The 23,027-nt window shown below is 45.3% G+C and carries 21 protein-coding genes; 7 read left to right on the top strand and 14 right to left on the bottom strand.

All coding sequences use genetic code 11. From position 1 onward, the window contains the following. Positions 1–14: 14 nt before the first annotated feature. On the bottom strand, positions 15–1,067 hold the full coding sequence (locus BC343_RS15970; RefSeq protein ID WP_078348810.1) for an IS110 family transposase: 1,053 nt from the start codon (positions 1,065–1,067) through the stop codon (positions 15–17). Between the two features lie 794 nt (positions 1,068–1,861). Between BC343_RS15970 and BC343_RS15965 the strand changes: the two genes are divergently transcribed. After that, complete coding sequence (locus BC343_RS15965) at positions 1,862–3,169, top strand: ammonium transporter (RefSeq protein ID WP_078348809.1); 1,308 nt, start codon at positions 1,862–1,864, stop codon at positions 3,167–3,169. A gap of 259 nt (positions 3,170–3,428) precedes the next feature. Here BC343_RS15965 and BC343_RS15960 read toward each other — a convergent pair whose 3' ends face one another. The 3 genes from BC343_RS15960 to BC343_RS15950 all read right to left on the bottom strand — a co-directional run bounded on the left by BC343_RS15960 (position 3,429) and on the right by BC343_RS15950 (position 6,078). Next, positions 3,429–3,932, bottom strand: a complete 504-nt coding sequence (locus tag BC343_RS15960) for an endonuclease V (protein ID WP_078348808.1) — start codon at positions 3,930–3,932, stop codon at positions 3,429–3,431. Positions 3,933–4,082: 150 nt separating this feature from the next. After that, a complete protein-coding gene (locus tag BC343_RS15955) occupies positions 4,083–4,862 on the bottom strand; it encodes a carbon-nitrogen hydrolase family protein (protein WP_078348807.1) in 780 nt (259 codons plus the stop codon). Between the two features lie 346 nt (positions 4,863–5,208). Beyond that, on the bottom strand, positions 5,209–6,078 hold the full coding sequence (locus BC343_RS15950; protein ID WP_078348806.1) for a sugar phosphate isomerase/epimerase family protein: 870 nt from the start codon (positions 6,076–6,078) through the stop codon (positions 5,209–5,211). Positions 6,079–6,324: 246 nt separating this feature from the next. On the opposite strand from BC343_RS15950, the gene BC343_RS15945 reads away from it, so the two are divergent. Continuing rightward, positions 6,325–8,232, top strand: coding sequence for an amidophosphoribosyltransferase (locus BC343_RS15945; protein ID WP_078348805.1), 1,908 nt, complete (start codon positions 6,325–6,327; stop codon positions 8,230–8,232). A gap of 107 nt (positions 8,233–8,339) precedes the next feature. Here BC343_RS15945 and BC343_RS15940 read toward each other — a convergent pair whose 3' ends face one another. The 3 genes from BC343_RS15940 to BC343_RS15930 form a co-directional block, all read right to left on the bottom strand. Beyond that, positions 8,340–8,789 carry a DUF1569 domain-containing protein gene (locus BC343_RS15940; protein ID WP_078348804.1) on the bottom strand — a complete coding sequence of 150 codons (450 nt, stop codon included), beginning with the start codon at positions 8,787–8,789 and terminating at the stop codon, positions 8,340–8,342. A 152-nt stretch (positions 8,790–8,941) separates the two neighbouring features. Beyond that, a complete protein-coding gene (locus BC343_RS15935) occupies positions 8,942–10,063 on the bottom strand; it encodes a Fic family protein (RefSeq protein ID WP_078348803.1) in 1,122 nt (373 codons plus the stop codon). Positions 10,064–10,271: 208 nt separating this feature from the next. Beyond that, positions 10,272–10,925 carry a LysE family translocator gene (locus BC343_RS15930; RefSeq protein WP_078348802.1) on the bottom strand — a complete coding sequence of 218 codons (654 nt, stop codon included), beginning with the start codon at positions 10,923–10,925 and terminating at the stop codon, positions 10,272–10,274. Positions 10,926–11,117: 192 nt separating this feature from the next. Between BC343_RS15930 and BC343_RS15925 the strand changes: the two genes are divergently transcribed. Together BC343_RS15925 and BC343_RS15920 are read left to right on the top strand one after the other, a co-directional pair. Further along, the gene (locus BC343_RS15925) at positions 11,118–12,734 is read left to right on the top strand and encodes an MFS transporter (RefSeq protein ID WP_078348801.1); all 1,617 of its coding nucleotides are present in this window, start codon (positions 11,118–11,120) and stop codon (positions 12,732–12,734) included. Positions 12,735–12,890: 156 nt separating this feature from the next. Next, on the top strand, positions 12,891–13,343 hold the full coding sequence (locus BC343_RS15920) for a deoxycytidylate deaminase (protein ID WP_078348800.1): 453 nt from the start codon (positions 12,891–12,893) through the stop codon (positions 13,341–13,343). Positions 13,344–13,441: 98 nt separating this feature from the next. On the opposite strand, the gene cmk is transcribed toward BC343_RS15920, so the two are convergent. Continuing rightward, the gene (cmk, locus tag BC343_RS15915; RefSeq protein ID WP_078348799.1) at positions 13,442–14,119 is read right to left on the bottom strand and encodes a (d)CMP kinase; all 678 of its coding nucleotides are present in this window, start codon (positions 14,117–14,119) and stop codon (positions 13,442–13,444) included. A 161-nt stretch (positions 14,120–14,280) separates the two neighbouring features. Between cmk and arfB the strand changes: the two genes are divergently transcribed. Beyond that, positions 14,281–14,691 carry an alternative ribosome rescue aminoacyl-tRNA hydrolase ArfB gene (gene arfB, locus BC343_RS15910; protein WP_078348798.1) on the top strand — a complete coding sequence of 137 codons (411 nt, stop codon included), beginning with the start codon at positions 14,281–14,283 and terminating at the stop codon, positions 14,689–14,691. Here arfB and BC343_RS15905 read toward each other — a convergent pair. From BC343_RS15905 to BC343_RS15890, 4 genes are all read right to left on the bottom strand, one after another. Further along, complete coding sequence (locus BC343_RS15905; RefSeq protein WP_078348797.1) at positions 14,688–15,641, bottom strand: lipid A deacylase LpxR family protein; 954 nt, start codon at positions 15,639–15,641, stop codon at positions 14,688–14,690. The genes arfB and BC343_RS15905 overlap by 4 nt on opposite strands. Positions 15,642–15,703: 62 nt before the next feature. Then, complete coding sequence (locus tag BC343_RS15900; protein WP_078348796.1) at positions 15,704–16,294, bottom strand: hypothetical protein; 591 nt, start codon at positions 16,292–16,294, stop codon at positions 15,704–15,706. Positions 16,295–16,394: 100 nt separating this feature from the next. Next, positions 16,395–18,869, bottom strand: coding sequence for an endopeptidase La (gene lon, locus BC343_RS15895; RefSeq protein ID WP_078348795.1), 2,475 nt, complete (start codon positions 18,867–18,869; stop codon positions 16,395–16,397). A 318-nt stretch (positions 18,870–19,187) separates the two neighbouring features. Beyond that, the gene (locus BC343_RS15890) at positions 19,188–19,496 is read right to left on the bottom strand and encodes a hypothetical protein (RefSeq protein ID WP_078348794.1); all 309 of its coding nucleotides are present in this window, start codon (positions 19,494–19,496) and stop codon (positions 19,188–19,190) included. Between the two features lie 307 nt (positions 19,497–19,803). Here BC343_RS15890 and BC343_RS15885 point away from each other — a divergent pair, with 307 nt between their 5' ends. Then, the gene (locus BC343_RS15885; RefSeq protein ID WP_078348793.1) at positions 19,804–20,430 is read left to right on the top strand and encodes a tetratricopeptide repeat protein; all 627 of its coding nucleotides are present in this window, start codon (positions 19,804–19,806) and stop codon (positions 20,428–20,430) included. On the opposite strand, the gene BC343_RS15880 is transcribed toward BC343_RS15885, so the two are convergent. Both BC343_RS15880 and gpmI read right to left on the bottom strand, forming a co-directional pair. Next, positions 20,427–20,963, bottom strand: a complete 537-nt coding sequence (locus tag BC343_RS15880; RefSeq protein ID WP_143822221.1) for a hypothetical protein — start codon at positions 20,961–20,963, stop codon at positions 20,427–20,429. The two genes, BC343_RS15885 and BC343_RS15880, sit on opposite strands and share 4 nt — an antisense overlap. Before the next feature lie 4 nt (positions 20,964–20,967). Continuing rightward, positions 20,968–22,521 (bottom strand): 2,3-bisphosphoglycerate-independent phosphoglycerate mutase, encoded by a 1,554-nt coding sequence (gpmI, locus tag BC343_RS15875; protein WP_078348791.1) that lies wholly within the window; start codon positions 22,519–22,521, stop codon positions 20,968–20,970. Between the two features lie 74 nt (positions 22,522–22,595). Between gpmI and BC343_RS15870 the strand changes: the two genes are divergently transcribed. After that, entirely contained in the window at positions 22,596–22,991 is a 396-nt protein-coding gene (locus BC343_RS15870) for a DUF4783 domain-containing protein (RefSeq protein ID WP_078348790.1), read from the top strand. Positions 22,992–23,027 lie beyond the last annotated feature (36 nt).

Here is a 23,027-nt window from a genome sequence, read left to right as displayed (position 1 = left end):
CGTCATGCTGATTACTATGACATATGCAAATGTTTTTGCCATGATAGTTTATTTTTCATGAATATTTCTTTGTTAAAAAGCGTGTTTGACCGTACGAGTTTAAAGGCAAGTTTAAGCAGGATATTTTTGATGGAGTTAAGGATATACAAATGATGCCGGTTCGCTTTGATCATAGCTTGATAATAATCATAAAATAGCTGCCCCTGCCTCGTGCAAACGCTTACGATCCCTTGATTAAGGTCGGTTTTTAAAGGGCGGTAGGCTTTGGTTGATACTTTGTCTTTCCGCTTTACTGATGTCCCCGACTTCCTGGGGTATGGAGCGCAACCGATGAAAGCGGCAAGTGCTTTATGGTTGTCGAACCTTTCAAAGCAATCCGTAATAAAAAGCAGGTGCCATGCGGTTACCGGGCCTATGCAGGGTATAGATACCAACACCCGGTACATGCTTTTTACCCGCTTGTCGGCATTGATAGCTGCGCGTATCGCTTTCTCTGCCTCTTTGATAAGCCCGCTCAGGACGATGACCAGTTGTTTTTCCAAATGCATAGCCAAAGCATCGAAAGAAGACTTCTGTTTATGGTCCTCGATCCTGCATTCGAATGCCGAGCGCGCTTTTATCAGGTTCTTTCGGCAGTTAAATAGTTCCCTAAGCTGGCGGGTGGCGGCCGAGGGCAGGTGGTAACCTACTGCATTATCCTTGTTGGCCAGGGCGTATTTGAATATCTTTTTTGCATCGGCTTTATCTGTTTTAAACCGGTTGATATCGAGGCTGTAGTAGCTAAGGAGCAAAGGGTGTACAGCCCAAAGGAATATCCCTTCCCCCTTTAATATGCAGGCCAGCTTATCCATCAATGCGCCGGTGTTCTCGCAACAGACGAGGATGGCTCCTCGGCCGGGTTGCGCCTGCAAAAGGACGTTCAATAGCGTGCTAATGCCTTTAATGTCATTGCTCAATTTCAAATGGCGGCTGGAAGAAGCCGTGCCATACACTACGTCGATATCAGCCTTGCTGATGTCGATGCCACAAAAAAGTTTAAATTTGTCCATACCGATACCAGGTTGCATGTGGCGCTTAACCCGGCTGGTTCCATACTACGAATGTGGAGCTAAATTACTATTGAGCCTTGGGTTAAGTTAAAAAGATAGCTGAGGTACAGAATCAGCATTGAGCCTCGAAGGCTAGAAATTGTATTCATATCGCTATCAGCTATCTTTTCCACATGTTTAACATGCCAAAATTATCAACAACAATCTGTTAATTAATTCTTCTGCAAGTCTAATGGAACTTGTTTCAGCACCCCATCATATAAGCCACAGTGCAAAGCCACTTTGCATGAACATTACTTGCCGTGTGGGTTGCCGAAATAAATTCGCCATGACGGGAGAACATTTACACCGCCTCTCGTTACCTAAACCCGATAGCAGCGGAAAGCCCGGACGCAGGAGGGCTTGCAGCGCATAGCGGGACTATCGCAACCAAAGAACTACTGCCACTGCTTTTCAAAATATTTTTCCCGCCTTGCACTATGATTAATTTGCATACTGGCCATAAGCTGGGAGGCTTGCGGCAGCAATAAGTATAAATCCTGTTTACTTCCCGGATCAACGCAATCTTTTCGCACGCATTAAGCCAATTTGATAATATTATGCATGCATTGTATTCATAGTTTTTATGATTAGTGTAAATCGATCGTTAAAACAATGTGAACTCTTCAATAAGCCAATGGCAATAAAGTTATTTACCTTAACTTCCCCATAAAGTCCCCGTAATTTGTAGTGATTTTTCAATTTTCATAAAAAAATCATAATAATTTTATATTTTCAGCCCGTTTTAAACCAATTGACTGTTGATTTTGTATATGAAACGTTATTTACCATTCTTTGTCATCCTTGTAATTTTAGCGCTCACCTTCGCTTTCCCCTCGGTTGAGTATGATAAAACCGTAAAAACAGAGTTTAATACCGGCGATATTGCCTGGATGCTGATGTCTACCGCGCTGGTGCTGATCATGACGCCCGGGCTGGCCTTCTTCTACGGCGGTATGGTAAATAAAAAGAACGTTATCTCTACCATGCTGCAAAGCATTGTTTGTATGGTTATCATCACGGTGATGTGGGGCATCTTTGGTTTCAGCCTTGCCTTTGGTGATAGCATTGGCGGAGTAATTGGCAACCCCTCAACTTATTTTATGATGAAGGGCATGCTGGGCAACGCCGCCTGGAAAATGGCACCTACCATTCCGTTGCTTTTGTTCGCTATGTACCAGCTAAAATTCGCTATCATCACCCCGGCACTTATTACCGGCGCCTTTGCCGAGCGTATCCGTTTTAATTCGTACATCATCTTTTTGGTGCTGTTCTCCATATTCATTTTCTCTCCATTGGCGCACGCCACCTGGCACCCTGATGGCGTATTGGCCAAATTGGGCGTGCTCGACTTTGCGGGTGGTACCGTGGTGCATATGAGCGCAGGTTGGGCAGCATTGGCATCGGCACTTTATTTAAAAAGCCGTAACGAGGCTAACCATTCGCCTGCGCGTATCACTTATGTAATGATAGGTACCGGTTTGCTGTGGTTCGGTTGGTTTGGTTTTAACGCGGGTTCGGCATTTGGGGCAAACCATTTGGCAGTTACGGCGCTGGCAACAAGCACCACCGCGAGTGCTGCTGCAGGCGTTACCTGGATATTTTTTGATATGCTGCGCGGCCGCAAGCCATCGGCCATGGGTACCTGTATTGGTGCCGTAGTTGGTTTGGTGGCCATTACCCCGGCTGCAGGTTTCGTAAGTGTACCGCACTCGCTGGCTATTGGCATCATATCGGCTGTGGTGAGCAACCTGGTAGTTGAATGGCGCACCCGTACCAGTATCGACGATACGCTGGACGTATTCCCTTGCCATGGCGTGGGCGGTATGGTTGGTATGCTGCTTACCGGCGTATTTGCCAGCCAGAATGTAAACCCCGGCAATGCAACAGGTAATGGTTTGTTCTTTGGCGAAACACATTTGTTTTTGATACAACTGATGGCTTTGATAGCCACTTCGATATTCTCGTTCTTCGGTTCGGTGCTACTGCTGAAGGTAACCGATATGATATCGCCCCTGCGTGTATCTAAAGAAGAAGAAGAGCTTGGTTTGGATATCAGCCAGCACGGCGAAAAGTTATAATATCGAATAATGAATTTCGAACGCTGAACGCCGAAGGGAGACTTTCGGCGTTTGGTGTTTAATAGCCCCTCTTGCCATCCCGAACCCTGAAGCGAGGGGGCGTGCAGGGGAGGGTGAGAGATCTTGGACGCTTAATATGAACGCGATGCATTACCGAATTGTATGAGCGTTTGTATAGCCGGAATGCAGTTGTGCCGAAGATTTCTCTTCGCGCCTTCGCTCTTTTCCTGCCCGTTGCTCATCGAAATGACAAAATTATTTAGGCTTCCTTAGTAGCCGTATCCACTTGTTTCAAAATATCCGGCATGCGGTATTCGCCTTGCATGCCTTTGATGAGCGCGGCGGCCTCGGTTACATCCATGCCAATAGCTGATACATACAATGGGTTTTGGCTTTGCCCGCGCAACACTGGTATTACTTTTTCTTCGGTATTTTTAAAGGATGTTTTAGCTACGCCGATAACGGGTATGGTTCCGTCAAGCGCTTCCCACAATTTGCCGCCGAGGCCATAGGAGCCTGCATTATCAATGTAAACGTTGCCATCAACGATGATAGTGCTTATGCGATGCAGTCCTGCTTTTTCTATGACTTTCAGGATACACGGTAATTCGCGTTTGTAGAATTCTCCGGGGATGTAGGGGGCGATATTGTCGACTTGTATGCTGATAATCTCACTGGCAGCATTGTCTTGCCAATGGAACAGAGCGCCGACTGCTTTTGCTGTGTTATCTTCAAGGTAGTAAACGTCGGTGGCGAGTATCATTTAATGAGAAGCTGTTACAAATAAAATTAAAACGTTATGCTTTTGCATGGCGGTAATGTTTTTGGCGCTAAGTTCTCTCACCCGCCTCCGCGCTTATCCCCGCTTCAGGGATTCGAGATGACATGGGGAGGAAGGGCCGTTCGCTTGATACTACACCAACCCAGGCTTAAACCTTTTCGCCAACAACCCCGTTGCTTTATCCAAGTCGATCTCTGCCACAGCAACCCCTGCTTCGCCGTAAGGTACGTGAGCAATACACTCGCCTTGCGGACTAATAATGCTTGATGCTGCTTCCTGGTATTTGGTGGCGTAGCCTGCGCTGGCAAAGTAAATGGTGTTTTCCATAGCGCGCATCATCATGGCCTTTTCGTAATAGGGGCTGTGTTTGTCGCCCCATTGGGTGAGTTGTACACCTACAGTATCGCTGCCGGTAAAATGCGGGTGGAATACTATCTGTGCGCCGTGCCTTGCCGCCCAGCGTACCGATTCGGGATAGCGGAAACCTTCGTGGCAAATAGTGATTCCAAATTTTAGCCCATCAACCTCAAATAATTGGCGTTCGGTTCCGGCCGCCCAGATGTTGTCTTCGCTTGGGTCCAGTTGGTTTTTGGTTTGGTAGCCTAATGGTTCACCTGTTTTAGATATTACATAAGCCACATTCAGCAGCTCGCCGTTCTCGAACCAGTCCATGGGGATGATGATGCAGATGGCGTTTTCGGCTGCTATAGCGCAAACTTTTTTCAGCGCAGCTTGCATGTTTTCGGGCGTGGACTTCTCCGCACCAAAGCCGGGGTAGCCGGGCAGGTATGTTTCAGGGAAACAAACTACCGAGGCTTGTTGAGTAGCGGCATCCTTAGCCAGTTTGGCTATTTGGGCTATTCCATCTTCTATGGATTTCGGGTAAGATGGGGAGGCTACGGCAATTTTCATGGCGATACTAAGATAGTAAATACCTGATAGTATAGTTTGCGATTTTTTTAACCACAGAGGACACAGAGAGAAAAACACAGAGAGGCACAGAGCTTTGCAAACCGGTGAGAGGATGTATTTGGCGTTATTATTTCACGCAAAGACGCTAAGGCGCAAAGGTTTTTTATCTGCGGTTTCAAATGTAAAACATAGCCAGCGGACAAAAATTGAATGGTTTACAACTTCGCAAACCTCATTTTATCTTTGCGCCTTAGCGTCTTGCGTGCCAAAACTGATCACGCGACAGGCTCTGTGCCTCTCTGTGTATACCTTTGTGTTCTCTGTGGCTAAATAGCCACCATACCCACTACAACCCCTTCAAATATTTAATACTCAAAGGTATTTGCTTCGCATGCTCCGGGCTTTCGTCTTCTATAAAGTAGTGGCGTATGCCTACTACGCGGGCAGCTTCCAGTACCTCGGGCAGGTTTATTTGGCCGGTGCCCAGGGCTACGTCGTTTTTAATGTCGGTGCCGCCGGTGAGGTCGTTAGGTACGCCTTTGCGGAGGTCTTTCAGGTGCATTAGCCTCCAACGGGTGGGGTATTTCAGCAACAGCTTGGCAGGGTCGGCGCCGCCGTGGAAGGCCCAGAGTACGTCCATCTCGAATTTGACGTAATGTGGATCAGTGTTTTTTACAATGTAGTCGAACAGCGTACCATCTTCATAAGGTGCAAACTCGTAGCCGTGTATATGGTAGCAAAGCGTAAGGGCGTTGGCCTTCATGGTGCGCCCAGCCTTGTTTAGGCCTGCAACGGCTTTTTTGGCATCATCAAGCGTAAAGGTTTTACCATGCGGCAACCAGGCCACCATTACGTATTGCGAATTAAGGATGCTGGCAATACGCACCGCCTCCAGTGGCTCTTTGGTAAGCAGATCATAATCAACCCCGAAAGATGGCATACTGATGCCGCGTTTGTTCAGCATCTGTTTAAATTTATAAATATCTACGCCTTTAGGATTGGGCCCTTCCATTTGGGTAATACCCAAGGCTTTTACGCTATCTAAAACGGCTTCGGGGCGGGCGCTAAAACTGGCGCGATAGGTATAAGCTTGTATGCCAATAGGGGCGGTGAACGGGTTTGTACTACGCGCCGCAGCATCTTTAGCTGCTTTGGGTACCGAGCAGCCCGCCATAGCAAGCGCCGCTAAAATATACAGGAACGGAATTTTTTTCATGATGATGTATGTTAGTTTCAAAAGTAAGGCTTATGCCTTAGTATGAAAATATTTTATGCCCGCATAAAGCAAATGCTGCGCCAATAGTTAAAAAAGCGCTATCCGTCACAAGCCGGGCATCCTAAAACAGTGGCTAACAGGCGCATTCCACAGTTGTGGATATTAAGCCAACATTAATGCATTATAATGACAATGTGTTTAAACATAATTAAGATAAAACTGTACCTTTGCGGCTCAATAGCAAGCATGAGCGATTCGATAAAGCACGAGTGCGGTGTAGCATTTATCCGCCTTTTAAAGCCGTTATCCTTTTACCAGAAAAAGTACGGCACAGCGCTGTACGGCATCAACAAACTATACCTTTTAATGGAAAAACAACATAACCGCGGGCAAGACGGCGCGGGCGTTGCTACCATTAAATTGGATATTGAGCCGGGCAAGCGGTACATTAGTCGACACCGGTCGATGGCCTCTAATGCCGTAGCCGACATCTTCGAGTACATACAGAAGAAGTTTGCCGACATAGAGAAGGAACAACCCGAAAAAATGAAAGATGCCGAATGGCTCAAAGAACATGTAAGCTTTACCGGCGAAGTTCTCTTGGGCCATTTGCGTTATGGTACGCACGGTAAAAACAGCATCGAAAGCTGCCACCCCTTCCTGCGCCAAAACAACTGGATGACCCGTAACCTGGTGATAGCCGGTAACTTTAACATGACCAATGTTGACGAGTTGCTGCAACAGCTATACGCCCTGGGCCAGCATCCTAAAGAGCAGGCCGATACGGTTACTGTGTTGGAAAAAATGGGCCACTTTATTGATACCGAGGTGCAAGGCCTGTTCGACCAGTACAAACGCGAGGGGCTCGATGACAACCGTGAGATAAGCAAGCTGATAGCCAACGATATGGATGTGGCGAAGATCCTCACCAAATCGGCCAAGAACTGGGATGGTGGTTATACTATAGCCGGTATTTTGGGCCATGGCGATGCTTTTGTAATGCGCGACCCTGCCGGTATTCGCCCGGCATTTTACTATGCTAACGATGAGGTAGTTATTGCTGCATCAGAACGCCCGGCCATCCAAACTGCGTTTAATATCCCTATTGGCGATGTTAAAGAGATACGCCCGGGCCATGCACTTATCGTTAAAAAGAATGGTAAGGTAACCGAGGAGATGTTCAGCGAGCCAAAAGAGCTTAAAGCCTGCTCGTTCGAGCGTATTTACTTCTCGCGCGGCAGCGATGCTGCTATTTATCGCGAGCGTAAACAACTGGGGCGCCTGCTTTGCCCGCAAATACTGGAAACTGTTGGGCACGATGTTAAGAACACCGTATTCTCCTACATCCCCAACACTGCCGAAGTTGCCTTTTATGGCATGGTAGAGGGTGTGCACAAATACATAAAAAAATACCAGCGCGACCGCCTGCTGAACCGCGAAGACAAGATAAGCGAAGAAGAGCTTACCGAAGTGCTGAGCATGGCGCCGCGTGTAGAGAAGATAGCGATTAAGGACGTAAAACTGCGCACCTTCATCACACAGGATGCCGACCGTAGCGAGATGGTGGCTCACGTTTATGATACTACTTACGGCCTCATCAAAAACGACCAGGATACACTGGTTGTATTGGATGACTCCATCGTTCGTGGTACTACACTGAAACAAAGTATCCTGAAAATATTAGACCGCCTTGGCCCTAAAAAGGTAGTGGTGGTATCATCGGCGCCGCAAATACGTTACCCGGATTGTTACGGTATCGATATGTCGCGCATGGGCGAGTTCGTGGCGTTTGAAGCTGCCATTAGCCTGCTGAAAGATGCCGGTAAAGATGATGTGATACTGAAGGTTTACCAAAACTGTAAGGACAGCGCTAAGCTGCCGAAAGAAGAAGTGGTGAACCACGTAAAAGCCATTTACGAGCCATTTACCGATCAGGAAATATCTGATCGTATTGCGCAGATCATTACTCCTAAAGGTGTTAAATGCGAAGTGAAGGTATTATACCAAACACTGGATAACCTGCATATTGCCTGCCCCGGCCACACCGGCGACTGGTACTTCAGCGGCGATTACCCAACTCCGGGTGGTAACAAGGTAGTAAACCGCGCCTTTGTTAACTGGATGGAAGGTAAAAACCAAAGGGCGTATATGTAAATTAGAGGTTAGAGGTTAGTTGAAAACCGCAAATAGGAAAGGCGAAAATTTAAATTTTCGCCTTTTTTCTTTTTCTAACCTCTTGTCTCAAGCCTCTTATCTCTAACTCACACCCCAAATTGTTCCAAATGATGGTTCAAATGTTTGTATTGTAGCTGGTCCCACTCGTGGGTACTTAGCGGGCCGAAGAAAGGGTGAGGGCGTTTGGTGATGCCTTCGGGTCCGCCGGTTGCCAGGCGTTTGATGTAGGCACTCAGCTTTTCTTTTTCTACCTCAAAATCGGGCTGGTGTTTTATTAATGCCTGGTTAAAGGTAGGCAGGTTTTTGTCGAACGGGGCGTTGCTCATCAGTTTCTTTTTGGCCATGCTGCCGAAGATATAGCCTAAAAACATTCGTTTTAATTGCAGTTCGCCAAAGCCAATTTGCAAAGGTACCTGGCAATGGGCCAGCATTTGGGCGGCGTTCATTTTACCCCATTGCGGCTGTGTTGCAGGGGTGATGTTGTTCAGTCGTGCCAGTAGTTCGTGGTTGTCGGTAACGTTATATAAACTTTTCATGTGCGGGTGTAGGGTGATGCTGTACTATTTACACCTTCAGACGCATTTTTTAGAGGAGATGTGACGGGGGAGGGAGAGAAAAGTTTTTTATTGTTAAGTCAAGGTCCTACGATAGTACTCCACTTTGTGGAAGGATAAAATTATTATTCCAACTATTCGGATAGAATGCGATATAGTTCGAGATTTAAGAAATAGTATCCTTTGCCAATCTCCCTTTTTTCGAGTATTCCCATTTCGGTTAGCTGTTCTAAATACCGGCGAGAGGTATTCTCAGCATAGGTGCGGCTGGTTATCAAATGCTTTACTTTAGTAAACGGCTGAGTAAATATAGCATTGACGAGTTGGTCTGGGCGTTGTATGTCAGTATCTTCCTCAATTGCTGCTAATATCGCATCTTTGGCAGCAATGATTTCGTTGATCTTATCGTATGTGATATTTGCGGTAACTTCTACCGCTTTTAACATATAGAGCAGCCAGTTCTTCCAATTACCTCGCTGAGTTATACCGGCAAGGCCTGCATAATAATCTTCTTTATGGTCGATTATATATTTACTTAAAAACAAAATAGGATAATCCAGCAGTCCTTTTTTTGCTAAATAATTAATATTAAAAATGCGTCCGGTACGGCCGTTACCATCCCGGAACGGATGAATTGCTTCAAATTGATAGTGCGCTATAGCCATTTTTAGTATAGGATCTATCGGGTGTTTTTTATCATCATTTAAGAAATCTACCAAGTTTTCCATTTTTGCTTCAATAATTCCTTTACCGCGCGGTGGCGTATAAAACGTTTTACCCGAATTGGGACCGGTACCACCTTCTTTGATGATAATTTGAGCGATGGGTGTGCGAATGCCATCGGAAAATCGACTAACGATGCGGTACATTTTGACAAAATAATTGGTGTCCAGTTGTTGGTCACCTTTTAGATATTGATGCCCTTCCCAAAGTGCCTCCCGGTAATAAAGAACTTCTTTAGCAGCTCCATTTGCCTGTTCTACGTTTTCTTCACTATACGCTTTGTACAGTTCATCATCCGTGGTAAAAATATTTTCGATAGCACTGGAGGCTTTCGCTTCTTGTAAACTAATTGAATTGATTAGTAAGCCCTGATTAGGTATTGCTATGCTGCGTCCATGCAATCTCGCCAACGCAGCTTTCGCATTTCCTAACTGCTCATAAATGTCGATGTCGTGATATAGCTCTTTTGCTATTGGCAATTCAGGTAGATCGTTCCATGGGGTCAGCCTGTCGGGGTTGATTTTGTAAGACATATTATAAAATTAACAATTATCACATTAAAAAATCTATTTTTTAATGTGATAGAATATTTTCAACCTTAAATAGATAGTTGTAAACCATTATTCGCATTAAAAATACTATTTTTTAATGCGAGCGGCTATTTATGACCTTAAACCATGGTAATAATGCCGCTGATAGCTTCCACCTTATTTCTTGAGAAATGAAAAATTTTATTGAGGATTACTGCATCTGCGGCGAGAACACATAATGTGTTACCAGTTTATCTATCAACACCAGCGAGGCAATGATGAGGGCAATACCTGCAACCTGGTTAAGGCGGTGTACAACTTTTACCGAAATGCGGTCGCGGAGTTTATTGGCGTAGAAGGCCTTGGTGCAATCTAACCCGAACTGCACTACCAATATGGTTAGGAACATTATGGCTATTTTAAAAGTGCGCCCGTGAACGCCCTCGTGGAATACCGTACTTGCGGCACCTATTACTACCGTCCAATGGAATAGGATGGTAGGGTTAAAAATGCACATCAAAAAACCTTTGAAGAAATAACCGGCGCGGTCTACGGTAGACGGCACAGTATTGGAATAATTTACTTCGCTTTTTTTGAAGAGGTAGTAAATACCTACGGCAAACAGGATGAGGCTGCCTAAAACTCCCACCATAGTTTTGGTATGTGGTGTTACCTCGAACAATTGCGAACCGAACAGAATAGCACCTACGAATACTACATCGCTGCATACCACGCCAAGGGCCAGAGCAACACCTGCGTGGAAGCCTTTTTCGATACTGGTTTTAATTAAAGCGAAAAAAACCGGGCCGGTCAGGAAGGTTAGTACCAATCCAAATCCAAGTCCCGAGATAATAGCTTCTATCATTAAGTTAGGCGTATGTGTTGCTTAATATCTCCCGTTCCAAAAAATCAGGACACTAATATGCGAACTTTTATTTGTTTAACACAAAAGTTGCCCTTGTGATTTATATTTTGAAAAAATAGTGCGCTTGTTATTAAAAAAACGCCTAAGTTTAGTGCTTCAATTACACCAATATTTAAACACTCTTTTCAGACAATGGCACAAAACAACACAAAGAGTAACGGATCGGCTTTATACACGCTGGTTACGGTATTCTTTTTCTGGGGCTTCCTGGCAGCTTCCAATGGCATTTTCATACCTTTTTGTAAAGCGCATTTTAGTTTAACGCAATTCGAGTCGCAGCTAATCGACTTTACCTTCTACGGTGGTTACTTCATCGGTTCCCTTATCTTATACTTTGCTTCGGCAGCTACCAAGGTTGATATCCTGAACAAGATAGGGTACAAAAACGGTATCATTTACGGCCTGCTTATCTCGGCAGTAGGCGCATTGATCATGGTACCTGCTATCAATTCAGGTTCCTTCGCGTTTATTTTGTTCACCTTCTTTGTTATAGCACTTGGCTTTTCGTTACAGCAAACCGCTGCTAACCCATTTGTGGTTGCTTTGGGCAGCGCCGAAACCGGTACCCACCGCTTAAACTTTGCGGGTGGTGTAAATAACTTTGGCAGCATCATGGGCCCGGTTATCGTAAGTATCGTATTATTCGGCTCGGCAGCTGCAAAAATTCCGGCTTCCGAAGTAAAAATATCGTCGGTTAATAACCTGTATTATATTCTTGCCGGTTTATTTATTGCCGTTGCGGTGTTCTTCAAGGTATCTAACCTGCCAAGTGTAACCAGCGACGAAAAGATAGAGCCGAGCACTAAGGCCAACACGCCGCTGGGGATCATCTTTATCGCGTTCCTGCTTATATTAGCAGCTAACCCATTGGCAAATGCGACAGGCTTGCAGCCATCGTATTTTGTTTATGCTTCGTTAGCTATCATATTATTCTCACTTATCGGCTCAGTATCTGCGTCTGCAAAATCGGGCAACAAAAGCGGTTGGGGTGCTATGCAATACCCACAATTGGTTTACGGTATGCTGGCTATCTTCACTTATGTAGGTGTTGAGGTTACCATCCAAAGTAATATGGGTGCCCTGCTGGAAACGCCTGTTTTTGGTGGTTATGCCCCTGCAGATATTGCCCCATTCATCTCCTTGTACTGGGGTAGCTTAATGGTAGGCCGTTGGACGGGTGCTATCGCTGCTTTTAGCCTAAGCAAAACCGCAAAGTTTGCATTAACGGTAGTTGTACCGTTTATTGCTTTTGCCGTAGTGCTTATTGTTAACCGTGTGGGTGGTACCGATGTTAGCAACCTTTACCCTTACGCTGCCTGTGTAGCCGTATTGGTTGTGGGCTTTATGATAGGCGACCAAAAACCTGTGCGTACCCTGGCTATATTCGGTATTTTGGGTGCAATATTCATGATAGTAGGTTTAATGACCACCGGCATGGTGGCTATTTTCTCGTTCATCAGCGGTGGTTTGTGCTGCTCTATTATGTGGCCATCTATTTTCTCATTATCGGTTACCGGTTTGGGCAAATACACCAGCCAGGGATCGGCATTTTTGATCATGATGATCCTGGGTGGTTCTATCATTCCGCCGGTACAGGGCATTTTGGCCGATACTGCCGGTATTCACGCATCTTACATTGTACCGGTTATCGGTTTTGCTTACCTGGCGTTCTTCGCATTTAAAGCAGGCAGCGAACTGAAAAAACAAGGCATCGACGTAGATAACCTGGAAGCAGGCGGCGGGCACTAATTGTTAGTGAGAAGAGGTTAGAGAATAGAGGTTAGTTTATTCTCAATTCTCATCACATAAATTATTCGGAGGTTAGTTAGCAAAGTGCTGACTAACCTCTTTTTGTTAACTTTGTATTTTTTCTAACCCTGGTCAACTAACTTCCAAGCTCTAAAAATGGACAAACCTACATTCGATAATATCTTCATGAATTTGGCTACCGATTTGGCCAAGCGTTCGCATTGTGTAAAGGCGCAGGTAGGGGCGGTGCTGGCTAAGGATACGCGCATTATTTCCATAGGTTACAATGGCCCGCCAGCGGGCACACATAACTGCGATGAGGAATTCCCCGAAACAGGTTGCGCCCGCGACAGTAAAGGAAGCTGCTCGCTTGCTCTGCACGCCGAGGAGAATGCTATACTGTATGCAGTAAAGAATGGAGCTAATTTAGTGGGGGCAACCTTGTATACCACGCTATCACCATGCCTGCCATGCGCCAGGTTGATATTTTCGGCAGGGATAAAACAGGTTTACTTCGATAAATCGTATGCCCAATACAAAGGCCTCGCCAGCGATGAGGGCGTTGACTTTTTGAATAAATTTGGCGTGAAAGCGGTTAAGATGAGTTAAAAGTATATAGTCGTAAGTCTTGAGTAATAAGTCTTAAGTCGGTTATGTCTTAAAACTTTAGACTATCGACTTAATACTTCGGACTTAAGGCTTCCTACTTAAGACTTCAACAACGGCTCTACCTTATCCAGTGCAAATTGTAATTGCTGCTCGGGGGTGAGGTTGGTGTTATCTAATATAATGGCATCCTCAGCACGTACCAGCGGGCTTTCAGCACGTGTGGTGTCGGCGTAGTCGCGGTGGGCCAGGTTCTCAAATACTTCTTCTAAAGTAATATCAGGGTTCTTTGGATGTATCTCTTTAAAGCGGCGTTCGGCGCGTACTTTTGGGTCGGCCGTCATAAATAGTTTTACGGGAGCATTCGGGAATACTGCTGTGCCAATATCGCGGCCATCCATTACAATATTCTTCGATTTGCCCATGCGCTGCTGCTGTTTCACCATTTCGCGGCGCACTTCTTTCAGGGCTGATACCGAACTTACCTTTTCAGATACAGGCATCTGGCGGATCTCTTCAGATACCTCCTCGTCGTTCAGCGTAATGTGCGATTCGTAATCGCGCGAGTGGAAGTTGAGGTGGATGTTTTTAAGCGCCTCTTCAATTTGGCTATGGTCGGCCATATCTACATTGTTGCGCAAAAAGTACAGGGCTACAGCGCGGTACATAGCGCCGCTGTCTACATAAATAAAGTGCAGTTGTTTGGCCAGTGCTTTGGCCAGGGTGCTTTTACCGCACGATGAGTAGCCATCAATAGCTACGATAATGTTATTGCTCATCCGAAGGCGAAGTTACGGTTTTTGCAGGGGAGTTAGAAATGATGGCCGTCATCTTGTATTAAACTTGAATGGAACGAGTTTTAGGAATAGGCAGAATTTAAATAGATAAGATGTTTCTGCCCATTCGTTAATTCCATAGATTCGGGTTTAGAAAATTGATTATGAATATCGATAAAGCCGCCCTGCAGAGAGAAGTAAGCTACAAAGCATCTCGAAGCGGAGGCAAGGGCGGGCAAAACGTAAATAAGGTATCTACCAAGGTAGAGTTGTTGTTCAGTATTATTGATTCGGAATTGTTTACCGATGATGAAAAAGCATTGCTTAGCCAAAAGCTGCAAAGCCGTTTTAATAAAGATGGCTTAGTGCAGGTAGTATGCGATGAAGAACGCAGCCAGTACCTTAATAAGGAACTGGCACTGGAGCGGCTTGCGGTGTTATTGGCCAATGCGCTGATAGTTCCTAAGGTGCGCAAAAAGGTAAAAGTTAGCAAAGCCGCTAAACTTGCCCGCCTGGGCGATAAAAAAGCACAGGCAGGCAAGAAAGAAAACCGTAAAAAGAATTTCGATTATTAGTTGAAACGGTACAACAGCGTTGCCGAGCCCCACTGGTGTGGCTTGGCCTGGTACTGCACATCTTTACTGTTGAAGATGGCCGCTAAGCCATAAACGAACCTGCCGCTTACATAATTTACGCCCACCTCGTTACTGAAAATAAAGTGCTTGATATCTCGGGTAACTTCCATGGTGCCGGCCTCGGGATGGTCTTTAAACATACTGCCCTGTATGGTAGCATCATACCCCACTACGTTGGCTTGCGGCTTGTAGTAAAAGAAAAACTCGTGCTCGTGCAGCAGCGTATTCTTACCTTTTGATGCCGTACTTTGCGTACTGCTCGACTGGAATAACTGGTTAAAGTTACCCAAGCGGATAAGCGGGCCTGCACCTGCGCCTACAAAGGCCGTACCGCCGTTGGCGTATACCGCGGCAGAAATATCTATCCACTCGGCACGTGCCAACAGGGCATTGTATTCTGCTGAGATGTTAACTACCGCCGTGTTCCTTATCTGGTATTCCCAGCCCTCGGGCGGGTAAAAGCCGAAAGTATCGTGTATAAATTCCTGTATACCCTGGCCACCCGCTGCCGGGCCAATAACACCTACACGGGCGGTAAGCTTTAAGTTACTTTCGTTTTTATAAAGCCAGTTTAGCGATGCACCTGCAAACAAATAGCCTGCAAAGGGCCTGTCGAGGTAATTTACCGATGGTATAGCTGCCGATTGCGGGTTGAACAGCTTCTGCCCAACCTCTAAGCCAAATACTTTGTTGGCCAATTTGGCATTGCTGCCTGCATCTAATGCTTTGCGGAAATAGGCGAAGATGCCGTTGGTATAATAGCGGTCGCTGCCTTGGGCCAAAAATGAATCGTTATCTGATTGCAGGCCAAGCTCGTGCCCGCGGGTTTGTGCAAACGAAGTACCCGCAGCAAAAAGGCAGGCGGCTAAAGCCAAATGTTTAATTTTCATCAAGGGTTTATAAATAGCTGGGCTAAAATATAAAAAGCAAAGCTATTTACCTCGCATTTAAATTAAAACGAATAACCGAAACTTAAGTATGGCCAATAAGGGATAAACTCGTGCGACGAGAATATGGGGCTGAAACCGCCACGAAAGCTAAAGCCGCCATTAACAGGCTGGTAACGGTATCCAAAATTGAATGAGCCGAACACACTTGTTTCTGAAGTAGGTTGTGGCTCATAATAGTAGTATCCCTCAGGTGAAACAGTGAAGCTGCTGCTGTAGCGCTCACCGAAAAATTTCCTGGAACTCTCAGAATTGAAATGGTAAAACGTTGCGCCCGCGCCTATTTCAAAATATTTACCTTCTTTGCCCAATAAGTAATTAACCACTATTGGTATGGCAAAAAGCTTGTCGCCATCCTGAGCATAATAACTAAGGCCCACACGGCCGCCAAGCCCATCCTGCCTGTTCTTAAAACGAGTATCGTAATTGAACGAATATACACCTGCAGGGCCTAAAGCTTCAAAGTAAACATTGCGTGCCTTTTTATTGGCATTTACTTTGGCAAGCGAATCGGTTTTGGAAATGGTTTGAGCTGTAGCGCTAAGCGAAAATGCTGCGAATAAAGCAAGCGTAAGGGGGCGTAGAATTTTTATCATATAAGGTTTAAGCAGGTGCTAAGATAGAAAATTCAACGAACAGTCTGTAAACAAAAAAGCAGCGTGTTTAGCGCTGCTTTTTTGTCGATGCCTTAAGGAATTAACTCACAACCGGTTTTGCTTCCTTTTCTTTCACGGTCAGGTCAAGCGGGTTGCTTACCTTCTCGTTCAGCAGGGCAAGGTTTATTACCTCTTTCATATCGGTAACGTAGTGGAATGTTAGGTCCTTTATATAATCTTCTTTTATCTCGAGGATATCTTTCTGATTGCTTTTGCAAAGGATGATCTGTTTGATATTGGCACGTTTAGCAGCCAGTATCTTCTCTTTAATACCACCTACAGGCAATACGCGGCCGCGCAGGGTTATTTCGCCCGTCATGGCCAGGTGGGGCCTTAGTTTGCGTTGCGTAAATGCCGATACCAGTGCAGTAAGCATAGTAATACCTGCCGATGGGCCATCTTTAGGGGTAGCACCTGCCGGTACGTGCACATGCACATCCCATTGCTCAAATAGTTTAGGGTTGATGTTGAAATCAGCAGCATGCGCCCTTAAGTAGGCCAATGCAATAGTTGCCGATTCTTTCATTACATCGCCCAGGCTGCCGGTTAGGGTAACTTTGCCATTACCCGGGCTCAGGCTCGATTCGATAAACAATATATCGCCACCTACGGATGTCCAGGCCAAGCCCGTTACCACGCCGGCAATATCGTTATTCTCGTAAAGGTCTTTATCGTAAACAGGAGCACCCAATATTTTCACAATATCCTTTTTATTCACTGCCGGGTTGTATTCCTCTTCCATGGCAATGTTTTTGGCCACGCCGCGCACCACCGAACCAATACGCTTCTCCAACGCGCGCACACCCGATTCGCGGGTGTAATCTTCTATCACCTTTTCAATAATGTCGTTCTTCAACACTATATCTTTAGGGTTCAGCCCGTGCGCTTCGCGTTGTTTTGGCACCAGGTGGCGTTTGGCTATCTCTATCTTTTCTTCAATGGTGTAACCATTCACTTCGATGATCTCCATACGATCGAGCAAAGCCGGCTGTATGGTGCTCAGCGAGTTGGCCGTAGCAATGAACATTACATTCGACAGATCGAAGTCCATCTCCACGTAGTTATCGTAGAAATTAGCGTTCTGTTCAGGGTCCAACACCTCCAATAGGGCCGATGATGGGTCGCCGCGGAAATCGTTGCTTACCTTATCTATCTCATCTAAAATAAACACGGGATTTGCAGCACCGGCTTTTTTTACCGACTGAATGATACGGCCCGGCATAGCACCTATGTAAGTTTTACGGTGGCCACGAATCTCCGCCTCATCGCGTACGCCACCAAGGGCCATACGCACATATTTACGGCCCAAGGCTTTGGCGATAGATTTCCCCAACGATGTTTTACCAACACCCGGAGGGCCTACCAAACAAAGGATAGGAGCCTTCATATCGTGCTTCAATTTCAGCACGGCCAGGTATTCTATAATACGTTGTTTTACCTTGTCCAGCCCGAAGTGGTCTTTATCCAATACCTTCTGCGCTCGTTTCAGGTCAAAGTTGTCTTTGGTGAACTCGTTCCATGGCAAATCGAGCAGTAACTCCAGATAGTTTATCTGTACCGAATAATCTGCCGCGGCAGGGTTGGTGCGGGTAAGCTTCTCCAGCTCTTTGGTAAAGTGTGCCTTAACCTCGGCGCTCCATTTCTTTTTTAAGCCTCGCTGGCGCAGGTTCTCTATCTCCAAATCGGGCGAGGTGCCGCCCAGCTCTTCCTGAATGGTTTTTAACTGTTGGTTCAGGAAGTAGTCGCGCTGTTGCTTATCCAGGTCTACACGTACCTTGGTTTGTATCTGGTTCTTTAGTTCCAGCATTTGCAGGTCTAAAGTAAGGTGCTCCAGTACCGTGTTCACCCTATCGCGCAAGCTGGCCATCTCGAGTAAGTTTTGCTTGGCTGCCATATCTGCATTCATATTTGATGATATGAAGTTGATAAGGAAGTTGGTGCTCTCGATATTGCGGATGGCTATGCCAGCCTCGCTTGGTATACTTGGCGATAGCTGGATAATGTTCATGGCCATATCTTTAACAGACGAAACCATGGCCTTAAACTCTTTATCTTCTTTTGGTTTTACCTCTTTAAAAGGCTCAACCGTAGCTTTAATGTATGGTTCGCTTTGCACCTCATCTTTCAGTACAAAACGTTTTTTGCCCTGCAATATCACGGTGGTGTTGCCATCGGGCATTTGCAGCATTTTTATAATGAGGGCAATGGTACCTACGCTGTGTAATTGGCTAAAGGTAGGGTCTTCTACACTTACATCCTGCTGGGCCACTACGCCAATAAGGCGTTTGCCTTTGTTGGCATCGCGTATAAGTTTGATAGATTTATCGCGCCCTACGGTGATAGGGATAACCACGCCGGGAAACAGCACAGTATTACGCAAAGGCAGTATGGGCAAAATATCAGGAACCTGCTCGTTGTTCATTTCCTCCTCATCCTCGCTCGACATGAGTGGAAAAAATTCAGAATCTTCGTTTATAGCAGCGGTATGTTTAAAATCAAAAGGATCGAAACTCATTGATCAATGGTTTAATTGAAGGCTAACGCCATATTGTCAGCCGTTGGGGTTTTCCTTAGGGTTGAATAGGGTGTGGCTATCAGTTTTATATATACAAATATACTGTTTCAAGCGCTATGCCAATATCGGTTTATTTAGCCGTGTATTTTGGTTAAGCACTTAAGTGTTTGATTTATTAGACGTTGCAGGCGAAGAAATGTTTCGGCGAGATTTGGTAGTGAAGGTGAGATAGTGGAAAAAAAGTCATGCTTTTTGGCTGCTTTTCAACAGCCATAGCAGGTATATTCTGTGTAAAGCTTATAAAATTTATATGTTTTACTATTTCCGTTTAAGCAGTGGTAATACGGCAAACTGCACAATATTGTGGGCAACAAAAGAGAGGGCAGCTGTGAAAAGTAATATCATCCCTCGTTTAACAGAGGTATCGAAATAATCTAAAAACCCCGACCTGCCCGAACCGCTATATGTAGAAGCTAAGATGAAAACCAATATGCCTGCTAACCAAAGCGTTAAATGCGAATAGAAATAACGTTTCCCGGCAAGCTGCGCGCCTTTAAAAGATGTGAACAAAAGCGTAACATGGGCTATAAAAAAGACAGCAGCGGAAAAAATGATGAGGTAGAACATGGTTATAAAGGTTTACTCGAATGTAGATAAAAACTTTTTTGTTTACGCAAATTTGGAATAAAAATTTGTTCACCTGCAGATAAGGGCTTCAAAAAAGCATGGATAAAAATATTTTTCATAAGGCACAATAAGTTTTAATAATTTACGTTTATTATTGAAAATAATTCTTCGAAACCAGTAGGCTTCCGACTCACGCCAACAAAATTTATCCAAAATTTTTCCTGTAAAAATGTAGGTGCTTAGTATAATATTTTATACTATTGCGAGTTACTATAGGTACAAATTTGTTACACATACAAGGCACTTGATGAGGCTAACGGCAATAGTTTCTTTATTGTTTTTTACTACGCTCGAGTCATCGGCACAAAATGCCTATGTTAAACTTGGGCAGCAAGCTTTTATGGACGGTAACTTTAAAGCCGCCGTTGCTCAGTTAGAAAAGGCTTGTCTCATAGATTCTACCAACGCCAATGCCTATTGGATGCTGGGATACTCATACTACCACAGCGAAAATTACCGCAAATCTATCGCATCGTACACCAAAGCTATTTTTATAAACCCGGCCGACGCTACAGCTTACTATTACCGTGCACGCGCTAAAGGGCATTTGGGTAAAGATAATCAGCTCTCGCCTGATGAAAAGGAGAAATACCTGCTTGGCGCTATCTTCGACCTTACGAAGGCTATTGCTATAGACCCAACCGAGCAAACCAAAAGCTACCAAACCCGCGCAATAGCCTACCGCGAGTACGGCTTGTTTAAGCTGATACCCAATCAAAAAAACTACGATAAAGCACGTGGGATAAATTCGCTACGGGCATCGGTTGCCGATTTGGAGAAGGTGTTGGCAGAAAACCCGGGGAGGTCGGATATTTCTTCGTTGCTTGATGTATCTAAAGAAAAATTGGCCAGCGCTACCGGCAAGCAGCATTAGTTAAACTCACCTTTAATAAGGTAGTCATTCTCGCCCATTACCTTTACTTTCTGGTCTTTTTCTATCAGGTAATATTTACCGGGCTCGTAAATAAGTTTTTCAGTACTGTTGTAAAGAAGGTTGTGTACCTTATTGAGTATATACACCCGGCTCACCTGTCCGTTAACTTTACGGATAACCAGTTCGCGGGTTTTTAACTCGGGGAATTTGGCTGTGTAAACTAAACTGTCGGCGTTTTCCTGTACGGCGTAACTATCCTTCCAGGCTGGTTTATTAATATCTGATGAAGTGAATAAACCAAACTCCTGTCCCCAATTAGCTATTTTAACGGTTTTGGTTTCGCTTTCGCCGTTGTGGGTAACGGTTTTTTTTATGGAGGGAGCCAGCTTGGCCAGGCGGATGGAATCTGTTTTGAAAAACTCCTTCAGGTCGAAGTATTTCAGGGTGGCGCCGGTTTCTTTTATTTCCGGTTTACAGGCGTACCCGATGCTCAACAGCAACAGGCCGCCTGTAAAAAGGATATATTTTTGCAATGGTTTATACCAATACATTACCGCTCATTTCTTCGGGGATAGCTACACCCAATATGCTTAGAACGGTTGGGGCAATATCGCCCAGTTTACCGTCTTTTACAGCAGTAATATCTTTATCTATAACAATGCATGGCACCAGGTTGGTGGTGTGTGCGGTGTTTGGCGAGCCATCTTCGTTTATCATGTAATCAGCATTGCCATGGTCGGCAATAATGATGAACGAGTAACCATGTGCCAGGCCAGCTTCTACAACCGCTTGTGTGCAAGCGTCGGCGGTTTCGGCAGCTTTTACTACCGCGCTGAAAACGCCGGTATGGCCAACCATATCAGTATTGGCAAAGTTCAAGCAAACAAAATCAGGCCACTCAGCTATCAGCTCAGGGATGATCGCATCACGGATGCCTTCAGCACTCATTTCGGGCTGCAGATCGTAAGTAGCAACCTTTGGCGATGGCACTAACAGGCGTTTCTCGTTCTCGAAGGCCTTTTCGCGGCCGCCGCTGAAGAAGAATGTTACGTGCGGGTATTTTTCGGTTTCGGCAATACGTATCTGGTTTTTGCCGGCGCCTTCCAGCACTTCGCCAAGGGTTTTGGTGAGGTCGTCTTTACGGAACACTACATGTACGTTTGTAAATGTCTCGTCGTACGAGGTCATGGTTACGTAATGCACATTAAGCGGGTGCATATTATATTCCGGGAATGGCTTTTGCGTAAGCGCCAGCGAAATTTCGCGGCCCCTATCTGTACGGAAGTTGAAGCAAATAACCACATCGCCTTCTTTTATCACGGCAACAGGCTTACCTTCGTTGTCTACCTTAACTATCGGTAACACAAACTCATCGGTAACACCTTCATCGTACGATTTTTGGATAGAAGCGATGATATCCTGCGAGCCCTCGCCCTCGCCGTTTACCATCAGGTCGTATGCTTTTTTAACACGCTCCCAGCGGTTATCGCGGTCCATAGCATAGTAGCGGCCAATGGCCGACGCTATTTGCGCATTAGTGGTGGCAATATGTGCGCTTAGCTCATCAATAAAACCAAGACCAGAGTTAGGGTCGGTATCGCGGCCATCTAAAAAGGCGTGGATGAATACATTGGTTAAGCCTAATTGTTCGGTAGCATTTACCAAACCTTTTACGTGGTTAATGTGGGCATGTACGCCGCCATCGCTCACCAAACCTATCAGGTGTACATCTTTATTGTTTGCTTTGGCATAGTTAAATGCTTCCAGCAGGGTTTCGTTTTGCACAAACTCGTTATCGGAAACGGCTTTGTTAATGCGGCCCAGTTCCTGGTAAACCACACGGCCTGCGCCAAGGTTCATGTGCCCCACTTCCGAGTTGCCCATTTGCCCTTCGGGAAGGCCTACGGCAAGCCCCGAAGCTTCGAGTTTAGAATTTGGATATTTGGCTAATGCCGAATCGAAAAATGGCGTGTTGGCGGCCACTATTGCATTCGATTCATCTTCGCGGCCGTAACCCCAGCCATCGAGTATTATTAGTGCTACTTTTTTTCTGTTTTCCACAATGCAAATATAAAAGCAACGTTTAAACATTATAATTTAAAAATCTTAAAAACTGGTTTATTTTTTGTGCAGCCTTTCTTTAGTTTAACGGTCATTTATATACTATGAAGAAACTAAAACTTAGCCCCCTGTTGTTGCTGCTTTTACTGGCGCCTGCCATTGGTTTGGCCAGCCCGGTAGATAAAATTGCCGACCTGATTAAACAAGGCAATGCGCACGAACTTGCCAAGTACTTTGCCGCCAATATTGATATAAGCCTTTCGGATAATACCAACGTATATTCCAGAGCGCAGGCAGAACTTATTCTTGAGAAATTTTTTAAGGAGAACCGCCCAATAGCTGCCACGGTGCTGCATCGTGTAAACTCCAGCGCAACGGTTAATTATACTGTGCTACAGCTACAAACCGATAAAGGGAAATACCGCGTGGCTTACACCATGAAAGAGGTTGATAAGCAAATGGTGGTGATAGAACTACGCATAGAAGCCGAAAAAACCTAATTACTCGTCAATTGTTCTTACTTTTGAAGCTTAAAA

It is taken from the genome of Mucilaginibacter pedocola (assembly GCF_002013915.1).
In the GTDB taxonomy this organism is placed as follows: domain Bacteria; phylum Bacteroidota; class Bacteroidia; order Sphingobacteriales; family Sphingobacteriaceae; genus Mucilaginibacter; species Mucilaginibacter pedocola.
This window is presented reverse-complemented; position numbering and strand designations above follow the sequence as displayed.